The sequence below is a fragment of the Thermosporothrix hazakensis genome (assembly GCF_003253565.1).
Lineage (GTDB): Bacteria > Chloroflexota > Ktedonobacteria > Ktedonobacterales > Ktedonobacteraceae > Thermosporothrix > Thermosporothrix hazakensis.
On sequence record NZ_QKUF01000004.1, the window covers coordinates 225091 to 238800 of the forward strand.

The window sequence follows — 13710 nt, forward strand, 5'->3', positions numbered from 1 at the left end:
TCCGGGCATCTCATACGAACTCTCTGGCAGGGTGACGCTGTGGAGAGCGCAAACGATAGCCAATCCCTCGCACCGTTTCAAGCAGCTTGACGGGAAAAGGATCGTCAATCTTGCGCCGCAAACGCCGGATGTAGACATCAACAACGTTTGAGCTTCCCTCTAGCTCATCGTTCCAGATACGGCTTTCGATCATCTCGCGTGTCACCACCTGATCGGGATGCAACAGTAAATATTCGAGTAACGCAAACTCTTTCGGCGTCAGCTCAATGACGGTCTCAGCCCGCATCACCTGATGCAGCGCCGGATCAACCACCAGATCAGCAAACGTCAGTCGTCCCTGAGGATGACGCCGCCGCTGTAAGGCACGCAACCGCGCAAGCAATTCACGCATGGCAAACGGTTTGACAAGATAATCGTCCGCGCCACTGTCCAGGCCCTGGACACGATCGTCAATACTATCACGGGCCGTTAACAGCAAGATTGGCGTCTGCACTCGCCTTCTGCGCAGCTCGCGGCACACTTCCAGGCCGTCTTTTTTGGGCAGGAGCACATCAAGAATAATCAGATCATAGGAGAGCAATTCCGCTATATCCTGTCCCTCCTGCCCATCATATGCGCTATCAACACGGTATCCTTCCGCTTCCAGGTTCTGGCGTAAAGAAAGATTCAGCTTCTGATTATCCTCAATGACCAGTATATGCATTTTCTACTCCTTTTTACTGCTGCATCTCGTTGTTTATCGATTTTGGAGAAAGATGACAAAACGATGACAGAGTTTGCGGCGGAAATTCATCGTTCTGTCATCCCCCCCTCTTATACTTTTGCCTGATAGGGTTTCCATCTCTCTATTAAGTCAGATTTGACTTAATAAGGCAAGGGGTAAGAGACCTCTTTCCCACACCATAGAAAAGGAAGAGAATGCATATATGTGGAATCCGCTTCACTGGCTGACCGACGCCTCCGCCGGGCGCCGAGGACGCTGGATCGTCATCGTCCTCTGGTTGGTCCTCGCGGGTGTTCTGGGGGGACTTGCCCCCAAGCTGGCAAACCTGTACGACAGCTCCATTACATCATCTATTGGGGATCAGGAGTCAGTTCGAGCCCAGGAACTTCTGAAACAGGCTTTCCCCGGACAACGAGGTATTCCGGCACTGATCGTTTTCCATGATCCAGCCAGGCTGAGTCAGGACGATTACAACACCGCAAAAAAGGTGAACGACTGGTTCGTCTCGGGAGATCGTCCCAAACAGGTGAAATCGGTCGTTTCGATCTACACAGTACCACAGGCAAAATCGCAGCTTGTCTCGCCCGACGAAACCACGATGAATATGATTGTTCTGCTGGATAACGAGAGCGGGGTCAAAGTCTCCGAGCTCATCAAGCAGATCCGCGCCTATACCGGCCAGTTCGACCGGGACTCACTGAAAGTCAAGGTAACGGGTCCGGCAGGCATTGCAGGCGATATGAGCATTGTGTTTGGACATGCCGACTTTGCCCTGACGATTGCGACTATCGGTATTGTTCTGCTATTCCTTATTGTTATCTATCGCTCACCACTGCTGGTATTACTCCCTCTGATCGGGGTTGGCATCGCGCAAGTGGTGGTAAACGGATTACTTGGCTTTGGCGTTCAGGCGCACCTCTTCAGCATCAGTCAGGACGCCACCTCAATTGTAACTGTGCTGCTGTTTGGAGCGGGCACCGACTATACCATTTTTATCGTGTCGCGCTACCGTGAGGAGTTGCAGCTAGAGGCCGACCATGTACGAGCGCTCCAGAAGACGCTTCGCGCTGTGGGGGAGGCAATTCTTTCCAGTGCAGGAACCGTCATCGTGGCCGTGCTAACACTGCTGCTGACGCTACTTGGCCTCTATCACGTTCTGGGGGCAGCGCTGGCAATCGCGCTCTTTGTCATGGCACTGGTTGGCCTGACGCTGGTTCCAGCCCTGTTGAGCCTCTTCGGACGGGCCGCATTCTGGCCGTTCCGCGTCTCGGTACAGGTGGGTGCGAACACGAAAAAAGCACGCCCCGGGCTCTGGGAGCGGGTCGCATCGCTTGTTACACGCCGTCCAGCGCTCTCCGCACTCTGTAGCGCTTTCCTGCTGGTGATCTTAGCTCTCGGGAACCTCGGCATTCCGCAGGTCTTCAACACGCTGACCGGTTTTCGGAGCGCCACCGATTCCAATGAAGGCTATAAGCTCCTGTCGAGCCACTTCCCACCGGGCACGCTGGCACCTTTTAGCGTCCTGATTCACTTGAAGGATCAACAGAACGCCTACGAGCATCTCGACGCCATCGACGCGATCACCGAGGCCATCACACAGGTCGACAATGTTGCTCAGGTTACAGGACCAACACGCCCTGATGGCAAGAAGCCCGCAATGACTTCTGCCCAGATACAGCAAAGCATTGCACAATTGCCGCAGGAACTCAGGCAGGCACTGCGTTCAGGCGACTCGGAGACGATTCGCAAGGCCATGCGCACCACAGATCCGCGCAGTATCGGCCTCTATGGCGCAACCATCTCATCTATCTCGAATGATAATCGGGTCGTTCGCTTGCAGGTCACGCTGAAAAGTGATCCGTACAGTGATAAGGCGCTGGATACGATTTCACCGGTGCGCGATGCTGCAAAGGTTGCCGCCGCCCGCAATGGTATTCAAGAGCTTGTGGACTCGATCATGCTGACTGGAGTGACGCCCCAACAGGCCGACACGCGTACCGTCAACACGCACGATCAGCTCTTGATTATCCCGCTGGTGCTTGTGCTGATCGCGCTGGTCCTGGGGCTACTGCTGCGTAGTATCGTCGCGCCGCTGTACCTGCTTGCCACCGTCACGCTGAACTATCTCGCGGCCCTGGGCATCTCAGCGTTCATCTTCACCCGTATCGGTGGTGATGAAGGCATATCCTATGCCCTGCCGCTCTACACCTTCATTTTCCTGGTCGCATTGGGTGCAGACTACACCATCTTCCTGATGTCACGAGTGCGAGAGGAAAGCAGCACCCACGGCCTGGCAAAAGGTCTTCCCATTGCCCTGAGCCATACAGGCGGCGTCATTACCTCGGCTGGCCTGATTCTTGCCAGTACCTTCCTGGTACTCAGCTCGATGCCGGTTCGTGAGCTCTATCAGCTTGGCATTACTGTCGCGATTGGCATTCTGCTTGATACCTTCGTGGTCCGCGGGTTCCTGGTTCCGGGCATCGTACTACTGTTACGCGGCGCGAACTGGTGGCCTGGCAAGCTTCCACAGCCCAAAGAAGCAAACGAGCAACACGACTAAAAAGGAGAGAACCGGGCCGATCTCCGGTCCGGTTTTCCCTTGAGAGGATGATGTATGATGTGGCAATTCATCTGCTGTTGTCTGGCCGCTCAGACTTCATACGAGCGCACCCAATTTCTCAATCGGCTTCAAGAGGCACTGGAAGCCAGAGGAAGTGATCCACTGGCGCAAGATATAGGCCTCGATTTTCTGCGCTATCTGACGAAAGATGAGGCTCTGACTGTCCTTGTAGAGCGGCGCGAGCTAGTCAGATCGTTGCAAGAACAGCTCGTACTGCATCAGAGTGATGATGATCTGATCACTCAAATCATGCAGGATCACTTGCAGACGGTGCTGAATGCCGAAATGCAATGGCTCAATCGCACGATCATGCTCCTGCACTCCGCGCAATGCGAAGAAATATAGCCCTACTCAGGCAGGCGACGAAGCTCGCTCAAGCGCTCCACCTGCGAGCGAAGCACTCGCTTGCGCTGCTGCGGGTTCATGACTGAGGAATCAGGCACCCATTCCAGCAGACCTTTATCGATTGCTCGTGAAATTCGCATGCGGTTCGCCTGGGTGTTCGCTCCAAAGGCGAGAGCAGCCGCGCTACTGATCGTAATGAGGTCATCAACCGAGATCCACCAGCGCACCTGTGAGACCATCGTACCAATGTCGGTCTGCCAGAAGCTATCAGGAATGGTCACACCAGCATGGAGCGTATTCCCGAACAGCACTTCCATCAGGTTTGTCAGCGCTTGCTCAACCTGCTGAATCAGCTCTTCTGATCGATGATATCTGCCATTGGCAACATCGATCAACAGCAACATATCCTGATATAAGGGACTCTCTTCGTTCACCTCTTCAGTCAACTGTTCAGCAGCCAGTTCACCCAATGCTTCACCAAGTTTCAAATAGTGTCGCCGCACTACCTCGCGGGCAAGCCCGGAATCAAATAACGCCATACGCTTTCCCTCTTCAAAAGAACCGTCAGGATAAGAGAACTTGCGAGCATCGTCAAGAAGCAAGCGCTGACCCTGTGCATTTTCTTACATGAAGGATATAATAAAAGATGAAACACCTCCCGTCTAGCAGTTTTCCTCTTCCATACAGGCATGTTCGCGCTTTGAGAATGACATACATTGATACAATCAGCATATTTCTCTCTTTCTCTATGAGAGCCGAACAAGAAAGGCTTTCTGCTCTGCCTGACTGCCTGTATTACACGATAAGCAAAACGTGAAGGAGTGATTCGTGTTGAAAACGAATGAACCTACCCGGACCCCCGTTCAGCGCGCTTCCAGGCGCTCCCCGCTCACTGTGGCCGTGATAGTTGCCTGTATACTCTTGCTTTCACTCAATCTGCGGGCGCCTCTCAACGGCGTCGGCCCACTCATCGAACAAATTCGAGTGTATACAGGACTTTCGAGCAGCCTGGTAGGCCTGCTGACGACCTTACCGCTACTTGCCTTTGCCTTCTTCTCGCCATTCGCGCCGCGTCTGGCGCAGCTTTGGGGACTTGAACGCGTCCTGTTTCTCAGCCTGGTTATTCTGACGATCGGGGTTGCTCTGCGCTTTATTCCCGCCATACCTTTTCTATTTCTTGGAACTGCCATACTTGGCCTTGCGATTACTGCCGGAAACGTGTTGCTTCCCGGTTTTATCAAACGGGACTTCCCACGGCAGGCCAGCTTGCTTACCGGAATCTATACAACCGTTATGTCTATCGGTGCCGCGCTTGCCTCTGGGACCAGCGTCCCCCTCTCGCGCTGGCTTGGCTGGAATGGAGCTCTCGCGTTCTGGGCACTTCCGGCGGCTATAGCAGCGCTTCTCTGGCTCACGCGTATTCGTGACGCAAACAAGCCTGAGCTCACAGAGACGCCGTCTGTTCCTTTCGGGCTGCTTCTGCGCTCTCCACTTGTGTGGAAGGTGACGCTCTTTATGGGCCTGCAATCACTCCTCTACTATGTCACGATCTCCTGGTTGCCTGCTCTCCTTCATGATAAAGGGCTTAGCGCTACCGATGCCGGGCTGATGCTCTCGCTGCTGCAACTGATGGCCCTACCCGCTGGCTTTATTGTGCCGATTATTGCAGCTCGTTACGCCGATCAACGCGCCCTTGTGGTTATCATTGTCGCTCCGGCCGCACTTGCATTTATCGGCTTTGCGACCACCACAGGTTCATGGCTTCTGCTCTGCTCTATCCTGCTCGGCCTGAGCCTGGGGGGCTGCCTCACGCTGGCTCTGCTCTTCTTCATTTTGCGCACAACCACCACACCAACCGCGGCCAGCCTCTCCGGCCTTGCCCAATCGCTCGGCTATTTGCTGGCAGCCATCGGCCCGACGCTATTTGGCGCACTGCATGACCTTACAAATGGCTGGCTTGTGCCGCTCTACACGCTTTTCGGGATCTCTATCGTATTACTTCTGGCAGGGCTTGGAGCTGGCCGGAACCGTTCAGTTGAGAGTACGCTACAATAGAACAAACAAGCAATCTTAGAAAGAAACGAGGAACACATTCATTGAAGATTGTCATTCCCGATGATTATCAGGACGCAGTACGGCATCTGGACTGCTTTCAGAAGCTTCAGGGCCATGATGTCAAAATCTACCATGATACGGTAACAGATATCGAGACTCTGGCGGAGCGCTTTCAGGACGCCGAAGCCCTTGTACTGATTCGGGAGCGCACGCCGATTACAGAGCCACTGCTTGTACGCCTGCCACGCTTACGCCTTATCAGCCAGACGGGACGCGGAGCCGCTCACATCGATCTCGCAGCCTGCACCCGCCACGGCATCGCAGTTACTGCCGGAGGTGGCTCACCCTACGCAACCGCTGAGCTGACATGGGGTCTGATTCTCGCCGCAATGCGTCGCCTGCCACAGGAAATCAATGCGCTCAAAGCAGGAAAATGGCAGACAACGCTTGGAATCGGGCTTCACGGGCGTACACTTGGCATTTTTGGCTACGGCAATATCGGCAGTCTGGTTGCCAGCTATGGGCGAGCATTTGGGATGCGAGTCCTGATCTGGGGCCGCGAAGGCTCGCTCAGCAGGGCACAGCGCGACGGCTTCGAGACAGCAGCCGGTAAAGAGGCACTCTTTCAAGAGGCCGATGTCCTCAGCCTGCACCTGAAGCTGACCGAGGGCACACGCGGTATCGTCACGGCGACGGACCTTGCCCTGATGAAGCCAACTGCGCTACTCGTGAATACCAGCCGCGCAGGCCTGATAGAGCATGGAGCGTTGTTGAGAGCACTTCAGGCCGGGCGTCCGGGTTTCGCTGCCGTTGATGTCTATGAGAAAGAACCTGCCCCTCATGATCCACTTCTCTCACTGCCCAACGCGCTCTGTACGCCGCATCTCGGCTATGTTGAGAAGGACAGCTATGAGCTGCTCTTTGGTGCGGCCTTCGATCAGGTGCAGGCATTTGTAGAAGGAAAACCGCTTCACCTGCTGAACCCCGACGTTCAGCAATAGATCAAGGCCACCTTTGAAGCTGCAAAGGTGGCTTGCCCTCTTCCGTCTTTCCTCTTGCCAGTTTTGGCCATTTCAGGTACACTGAATAGAGCTACCTCAATATTCGCTCAAGAAAATCAGAAAAACGCTCAAAATAGACAGGCGTGCCGGGAAGTCTGGTCGGCTCTCCTTCCTGCACAGGAAGGCAGAAAACGTGTAATTCATTACTATTCCACAGGAAAGGCCGCTATTATGGATATCCCGGTATTGATGCGTGAACTCGTGCTCCTGCTGGTGATCGCAAGCCTCGTGATCGCCATTACCCGCAAGCTCTCGGTTCCCTATACCCTGGGTCTGGTAGTCGCAGGGGTTGGACTTGGCCTGAGTGGCTGGATTCCCGATCTACGCTTAGATCCTGATCTTGTGCTTTTTGTCTTACTTCCTCCCCTTCTCTTTGAGGGCGCATGGAGCGTGAAGCTTTCGTTGTTGCGCGAGAACTGGCGTGCCATCTTTTTTCTCGCCGGTCCCGGACTGCTGCTCTCGCTGGGTATCCTGGCCGTTACCTTTCACTTCTTTGATGGGCTTGACTGGATTGTCGCGCTTCTACTGGCAGCGGCACTCTCACCAACGGATCCGGTAGCTGTTCTGGGGCTCTTTCGACAGCTTCATGTGAACGAGCGCCTATCAAACATCATTGAGGGCGAGAGTCTGTTCAATGATGGCGTTGCTGGCTCGCTCTATCAGACGTTTCTTGCTGTAGCACTGCTCACGGTTCAGGGGAAAAGCGGTGGTGTGGCCTGGTTCAGCAGTATCGGCACCTTTGCGCTGGAAGCAGGGGTAGGCCTGCTTGTTGGTTTGCTTGTTGGTTTTGGCATCAGCCAGCTTCTCAGGAGGCTCGATGATGCCCTGCTGGAAACAACGATCACTGTCGTAACGGCCTACGGCACCTATCTACTTGCCGATGAGCTGCATGGTTCCGGTATTATCGCGGTTATTGTTACTGCCCTGTTGCTCGGAAACTACGGCCAGCGGGTTGCACTTTCGCAGCGCACAAAAGCCGCAATTGACAGCTTCTGGACGATGATAGCCTTTCTTGCCAATGCGCTGATCTTCCTGTTGGTCGGAGTACAACTCAACCCACAGGCATTTCTTCCCACAACGAGTGTCGGCCTCCCAAGCTGGATCATAGCACTCCTGGCAATTGGCTTTGTCTTGCTTGCGCGTCTGATCCTGGTTGGCGTTCTGACAGTGCGTAACTGGGTTGCATTCCCTCGCCGCAACACCTCCCGCTGCACACACCAGCCGCTCCCACGGTCGTGGCTCTTCATCATCTTCTGGAGCGGCTTGCGTGGCGCGCTGTCGCTGGCCCTGGTGCAATCATTGCCGCTAGATTTCCCGAGGCGTGATGTCTTGCTGGTCTCCTGTTATGCCGTGGTGCTCTTCACCTTGCTGGTGCAGGGGCTCTCGATGCGTTGGATTTTGCAGCCGCTGCTTACCCCGGCTCATCGGCCAAAGGAGCCCCCAACTGAGGAAGTGGATGAGCGTGTCATTGTCGAGGAGGAACAAGAATCTCCTGCCTGAAAACAGGGCTCTGGCGGTGTTCTCTTTCCCGCCAGAGTTTCTGTATGTTAGCTTCCAAGCGCTGTAATAAAGCGCTCCTCATACCAGGGCCTTCGCAACATCACCAGTTTGCGCCTAGAATCAAACGGCTGACGGGGACCGAGCATCGTAATCGGCTCAGCACGACATCAGAGATACGCTCATTGCAGGCTACTCAAGCTGATGGAACCACGCCATGATGCTTGTAGCCATACCAGCTCAGTTGTTGCAGTAGCTCTTTGATTTCAGATGGATCATGCAGACGGAGCAACCCGGCAATCTCATCCCGCCACAATCTTTCAGGCCCACAATACAAGCAAGGTCGCTTAATTGCTTTGCCTCATAGAAGCGATAGCTACTTGTTCCATTGATGCTGACAGGTCACAGAGCCCGATGCGTCATAATGCCACAATGTCTTGATCGACATCTGCTCTAAACACACATATTTTCCAATTCTGAACGCATATTCCTTAAGCAATTGTTTTCTTATCTCAGACAGAAGAAAATAGCGCTTCTCTTTGCTCATTTTGCTGACATTCCTCACAAAAACAGGAAAAGAGAGTAACCAGAGAAAAAGCACATAAACACTCATATCAGGCACTCTCGTTCCTACAATTCAGGATATAGAGGATCAGAGTGACTACTCAGGGCAGGTCAATTCTGGGTGCTGCCCTTGAGTGGTTCCAGGACGGCAAGCCCTGCACAGCGGAACAGATGACCCACCACATTCTGAACAGTATTGTAGATGGGGCAGGTGGACTTACTCCGGGCGGCATCCCTGCTTCACGAATCACGGTGATACACTCCCGCATAAGAAGCCGTCTCTGTTGCAGTACTGTACAGATTGCACAAATCACGGGTTCTGTAATTGAGATAATTTAGCTGTTTTTCCTCTCTATTCCTCGTGGTACCTTATAACAGAACAGTTTTTTGTACAAATTCACTGAAAGATATACACTGTCAACCGCTCGACCGGTAGAACTGTTGCTATTTCCACCACGCTGAAAGGAGATAATCCAGGAGGGCGGATGCATGCAATGGCCTGGCAAAAGATGTACCAGATAAAGAAGAGTAGAAAGGAGAGGCTACCTCAATGACGCAGAAGCTTGTAGTCATTGGCAATGGAATGGTTGGAGCGCGCTTTGTCGAGGAGCTTGTCAGGCGACACGGCAACGATTTCTATAGCATTACCATGTTCGGTGAAGAGCCATATGGCAATTATAATCGCATCCTCCTTTCCCATGTGCTGGCCGGAGTCGATACCTTCGACACCATTTCCATTCAGCCGCTTGACTGGTATAGCGCAAACGGGATTCAGTTGCTCACCGGACAGCGCGTCACCATGATTGATCCGGTTCGTCGCGTTGTCCGTTCAGATCAGGGATATGAGGCACATTACGACCAATTGGTTCTTGCAACGGGAAGCCGCCCTTTCATTCCGCCACTGGACAATCTCTATGCCGCTCCCTCCCAATTCAAACCCGGCATCTTTGTCTTTCGTACGCTTGACGATTGTCGCACCATGCTTGATTTCGCGGCAGGTGCTCGGAGAGCAATCGTACTTGGTGGTGGACTGCTCGGGCTAGAAACGGCCCGGGGACTGTTGGCTCGTGGATTAGAAGTCCATATAGTGCATGCTTCTCCGGTCCTCATGAACGCGCAACTCGATGAGTCGGCTAGCGCGATATTGCTGACCACGTTACAGCGGCTAGGCCTGCATGTCCACCTGGAACGACATACCATCGCAGCCCTCGGTGAGCAACACTTCACCGGCCTGGCGTTTCGCGACGGCTCGACGCTCGATGGCGATATGCTGGTGATCTCAACCGGAATTCGGCCCAATACCGAGCTTGCGATACAGGCCGGATTAACCGTCGAGCGCGGGATTCTCGTTGATGATACGCTTGCCACGTCCGATCCTGCTATCTTTGCGATAGGTGAATGTGCACAGCATCGAGGCAAGACGTATGGGATTGTCGCACCTCTCTGGGAGCAGGCTCGCGTCCTTGCTGAGCGTCTGACACATGCACACACTCTTGCTCACACATCTGCTAACACGCTTACCAGCACATCTACTGACACACCATCACACACACCTGCTAACATATCTGCTAACACACTCTCTAACACATCTGCTAACATATCTACTGACACACTTCACAGCACTTCGCCAAACATTCTCACTCACATGCTTTATAAGGGCTCAAGCCTCTCAACCAGACTAAAGGTCATGGATATCGAACTTCTTGTTCTGGGGGAAGATTGGCGCGTACGCGCCAAAGACGAGGTTCTCTCGTATGCTGAGCCTGAGAAGGGTATCTACAAAAAGATACTCATCCGGGAGAATCGTTTAGAAAATGCAATTCTACTGGGCGACTGCTCGGGTGCGGCTCGCCTGCAACATTACTTTGAGCGTAAACAGCCGCTTCCCGAGAATCGCGCCGAGTTGCTCATATCCCTCTTCAACCTCGGGGCACTCAATTCCGGGCTTTCTCTTGACCCCGCTCAGGAGCTGGCCGAGCTGCCGGACGATGCCCAGATCTGTAACTGCAACGGTGTGACGAAAGGCACGATTATCGCGGCGGTTAAGGCGGGCAAGCGCAGCCTTCCTATGCTCACGGCAGCAACGCGGGCCGGTACCGGTTGTGGCTCCTGCAAGGGACAGGTGCAGGTACTGCTGGAGCTTGCCGCAGGCAGCGAGTTGATTGAAGACCCCTCGATTCACTACTACGTGCCGGGTGTTCCCCTGCGCAAGCCAGAACTGGTGCAGGCAATCAAGGAACAGCAATTACGTAGCGTCTCCGCAGTCTTCAAGGCGCTCGCCAATGGTAAGGAGGACCCACAGAGCAAGGCCGGGCTGGCTTCGCTACTCAAAATTATCTGGGGGAAGGAGTACGAGGATGAACGAGATGCCCGCTTTATCAATGACCGTGTACACGCCAATATCCAGAACAATGGCACGTTCAGCGTCGTACCGCGTATCTATGGAGGCATCACCTCTCCGCAAGAACTTCGTCGGATCGCGGATGTCGCAGAAAAGTATCAGGTGCCGATGGTCAAGCTCACCGGAGGGCAGCGCATCGATCTGCTAGGCGTGCGTAAGGAGCACCTGCCCGCCGTCTGGCGCGAACTCGGAATGCCCTCAGGTCATGCCTACACAAAAGCCTTCCGGACCTGTAAAACCTGCGTCGGCAGCGAATTTTGTCGCTTCGGCCTGGGCGATAGCACAGCGCTCGGGGTCAAAATCGAACAACGCTTTCAAGGGATTGAATCGCCCCATAAACTGAAGCTTGCCGTCTCGGGATGTCCCCGCAATTGTGCAGAATCAACAACAAAGGATATCGGCGTTGTTGCTATCGAGGGCGGCCAGTGGGAAATCTATATCGGTGGGGCAGCGGGCTCTCGCGTACGCAAAGGCGACCTTCTCTGCACTGTCAACACTCATGATGAGGCCCTTCAGCTTATCGGGCGCTTTATGCAATATTATCGGGAACACGCCAGGTATCAGGAACGAACCTATGCATTTGTAGAGCGCATCGGCATCGAACGGATACGCCAGCTTCTGCTTGAAGATGTTGAAGGCATCGCCACACAGCTCGATCAGGCGATTCAGGAAGCGGTTGACGCCTATCGCGACCCCTGGCAGGAAGCGGAGCGACCCGTGACCGCGAATCAGTTTGCTGAAGTGCTCGCATACACAGAATAGGAGGCTTGCACCTATGACCATTAGCGTTTCTTCAGGTGTTTCGACTACTCCACGCACCACAACGACCTATCATCTGGGTTCAATCGAACAGATACCGCCAGGAGAAGGCCGGGTCTATGTGGTAGCCGGAAGGCAGATTGCCATTTTCCGCACCCGTGACGATACCCTCTATGCAACGCAGGCTCATTGTCCTCACAGAAATGGGCCGCTCGCTGATGGCCTTGTGGGCTCGCACACTGTGCTCTGTCCTCTGCATAGCTATCAATTCGATTTAAGGACAGGAGCCCCCTCAATGCCGTCCTGCACGGCACTCACGCTATATCCGGTGACGGTGGACAGCTCCAGGAATATCGTGCTACAGCTAGAATAAATCGTCCTCCTTTGTTCCGTCTGCTTGCTCTACTCCGCGAACAGGGGCAGGCTCGTACTGCCAGTGTCCTTTACTCGCAATGGTGCGATAGAAGCAGCGGCGCTTCCTGTAGTAATTCGGGAGAGTGACACATCCTCCGGTCGCTCTCCTTTTCATTGCACTTCTGTTTATTACGGTTCTGCTTCAGCAGCACATCAAACAGTGCAAATGCTCTTCCAATTCTTTGCGCTCCTGCATCGGCAAACTGAACGCCCCACGCAAACAGAGAGAGCAAGACGGGTTCCAGCGTGCGCCCACACAGCAGCGCCGGTCCGTGGAAAGAATAGGCCCGGAATCGGTCACGCCCTCCAATTTCCTCAGCGAGGGGGACTATTTTCTCAGAGGATTTGCATATGAGGATCACGTGACAATGCATGTGATCCTCATAGCCTCACTTGATTTCAGCGATCGCCACACCGCTATCAATGTACCGCTGCCCTATCGCGTAAAGCAGCACCGGAACCGCCAGCGCAATGACCGTCGCGGCCATCATCTGCGGATACACCGAGGTGTACCCATCGGTGAAGTAGAGCAAACCAAGCGGGATCGTTCGGTTATTCTGGCTGCTCAAATAAATCAGCGGGTTCCAGGCATCACGCCAGCTCGCCAGAAACGAGAAGATCGCCACCACAATGATGACCGGTTTCGACTGCGGCAGGATGATATTCCACCAGATCCGCAGGTTGCTACAGCCATCGATTCGCGCCGCCTCGTCAAGCTCCTTCGGCAATTCCATAAAGAACTGACGGAACAGAAAGATGTTAAAGGCCGAACCAAAAAGCTGCGGCACGATGATCGGCCAGAAGGTATCAATCCATTTCAGGTTGCGAAAAATCACGTACAACGGAATGGTTAATACCTGTGATGGCAGCATCAGCGTCGACAACATCAGGATAAACCAGAGCGTGCGCCCGGGAAAACGAAAGCGGGCGAAGCCAAAAGCAACCAGCGATGACGAAAGCGTATTGACGACCATCGCATAGATCGCTAACAGAACGCTGTTCAACACATAGCGCCCGAAGTTGTATCTGGTAAAGGCCTCGACATAGTTCGACCAGACAAACGGCTGCGGAATCCACTGAATCGGCACGGCATAATATTGCGTCTGGTTTTTCAACGAGGCAGAAAGCAGCCAGATAAACGGCAGCAGAATACAGAATGCCACCACCACCAGGATGATATAGGTCAGAATGATACTGAGGCGCTGCAACGTGCGCCCCCGCTGATACAGCGCATGCCGTGTCGTCTCTGCCTGTGAGCTCATCTCTTCCT

10 protein-coding genes are annotated in these 13710 nt (G+C 53.9%); 7 read left to right on the forward strand and 3 right to left on the reverse strand.

Going from position 1 to position 13710, the window contains the following annotated elements; all coding sequences use genetic code 11:
- Positions 1-10: 10 nt before the first annotated feature.
- Positions 11-703, reverse strand: a complete 693-nt coding sequence (locus EI42_RS09135; protein ID WP_111321090.1) for a response regulator transcription factor — start codon at positions 701-703, stop codon at positions 11-13.
- A 223-nt stretch (positions 704-926) separates the two neighbouring features.
- On the opposite strand from EI42_RS09135, the gene EI42_RS09140 reads away from it, so the two are divergent.
- Positions 927-3284 carry an MMPL family transporter gene (locus EI42_RS09140; protein WP_111321092.1) on the forward strand — a complete coding sequence of 786 codons (2358 nt, stop codon included), beginning with the start codon at positions 927-929 and terminating at the stop codon, positions 3282-3284.
- 54 nt (positions 3285-3338) lie between these two features.
- The gene (locus tag EI42_RS09145) at positions 3339-3689 is read left to right on the forward strand and encodes a DUF4464 domain-containing protein (protein ID WP_137686292.1); all 351 of its coding nucleotides are present in this window, start codon (positions 3339-3341) and stop codon (positions 3687-3689) included.
- A gap of 2 nt (positions 3690-3691) precedes the next feature.
- Here the strand turns inward: EI42_RS09145 and EI42_RS09150 are convergent, their stop codons facing one another.
- Positions 3692-4228: a hypothetical protein gene (locus tag EI42_RS09150; protein WP_111321199.1), complete on the reverse strand. Its 537-nt coding sequence runs from the start codon at positions 4226-4228 to the stop codon at positions 3692-3694.
- A gap of 289 nt (positions 4229-4517) precedes the next feature.
- Between EI42_RS09150 and EI42_RS09155 the strand changes: the two genes are divergently transcribed.
- From EI42_RS09155 to EI42_RS09180, 5 genes are all read left to right on the forward strand, one after another.
- Entirely contained in the window at positions 4518-5744 is a 1227-nt protein-coding gene (locus tag EI42_RS09155) for a CynX/NimT family MFS transporter (RefSeq protein WP_211326095.1), read from the forward strand.
- 41 nt (positions 5745-5785) lie between these two features.
- Positions 5786-6745 carry a D-2-hydroxyacid dehydrogenase family protein gene (locus EI42_RS09160; protein WP_111321096.1) on the forward strand — a complete coding sequence of 320 codons (960 nt, stop codon included), beginning with the start codon at positions 5786-5788 and terminating at the stop codon, positions 6743-6745.
- A gap of 231 nt (positions 6746-6976) precedes the next feature.
- Complete coding sequence (locus EI42_RS09165) at positions 6977-8305, forward strand: cation:proton antiporter (protein ID WP_111321098.1); 1329 nt, start codon at positions 6977-6979, stop codon at positions 8303-8305.
- Positions 8306-9416: 1111 nt separating this feature from the next.
- A complete protein-coding gene (locus tag EI42_RS09175) occupies positions 9417-12029 on the forward strand; it encodes an FAD-dependent oxidoreductase (RefSeq protein WP_111321102.1) in 2613 nt (870 codons plus the stop codon).
- A 13-nt stretch (positions 12030-12042) separates the two neighbouring features.
- Positions 12043-12399, forward strand: coding sequence for a Rieske (2Fe-2S) protein (locus tag EI42_RS09180; protein WP_111321104.1), 357 nt, complete (start codon positions 12043-12045; stop codon positions 12397-12399).
- Positions 12400-12829: 430 nt separating this feature from the next.
- Here EI42_RS09180 and EI42_RS09190 read toward each other — a convergent pair whose 3' ends face one another.
- Complete coding sequence (locus tag EI42_RS09190; RefSeq protein ID WP_111321107.1) at positions 12830-13702, reverse strand: carbohydrate ABC transporter permease; 873 nt, start codon at positions 13700-13702, stop codon at positions 12830-12832.
- Positions 13703-13710 lie beyond the last annotated feature (8 nt).

Coding starts and splice junctions, on each gene's coding strand:
- EI42_RS09135 (WP_111321090.1), bottom strand. CDS start 703: ATGCATATACTGGTCATTGAGGATAATCAGAAGCTGAATCTTTCTTTA.
- EI42_RS09140 (WP_111321092.1), top strand. CDS start 927: ATGTGGAATCCGCTTCACTGGCTGACCGACGCCTCCGCCGGGCGCCGA.
- EI42_RS09145 (WP_137686292.1), top strand. CDS start 3,339: ATGATGTGGCAATTCATCTGCTGTTGTCTGGCCGCTCAGACTTCATAC.
- EI42_RS09150 (WP_111321199.1), bottom strand. CDS start 4,228: ATGGCGTTATTTGATTCCGGGCTTGCCCGCGAGGTAGTGCGGCGACAC.
- EI42_RS09165 (WP_111321098.1), top strand. CDS start 6,977: ATGGATATCCCGGTATTGATGCGTGAACTCGTGCTCCTGCTGGTGATC.
- EI42_RS09175 (WP_111321102.1), top strand. CDS start 9,417: ATGACGCAGAAGCTTGTAGTCATTGGCAATGGAATGGTTGGAGCGCGC.
- EI42_RS09180 (WP_111321104.1), top strand. CDS start 12,043: ATGACCATTAGCGTTTCTTCAGGTGTTTCGACTACTCCACGCACCACA.
- EI42_RS09190 (WP_111321107.1), bottom strand. CDS start 13,702: ATGAGCTCACAGGCAGAGACGACACGGCATGCGCTGTATCAGCGGGGG.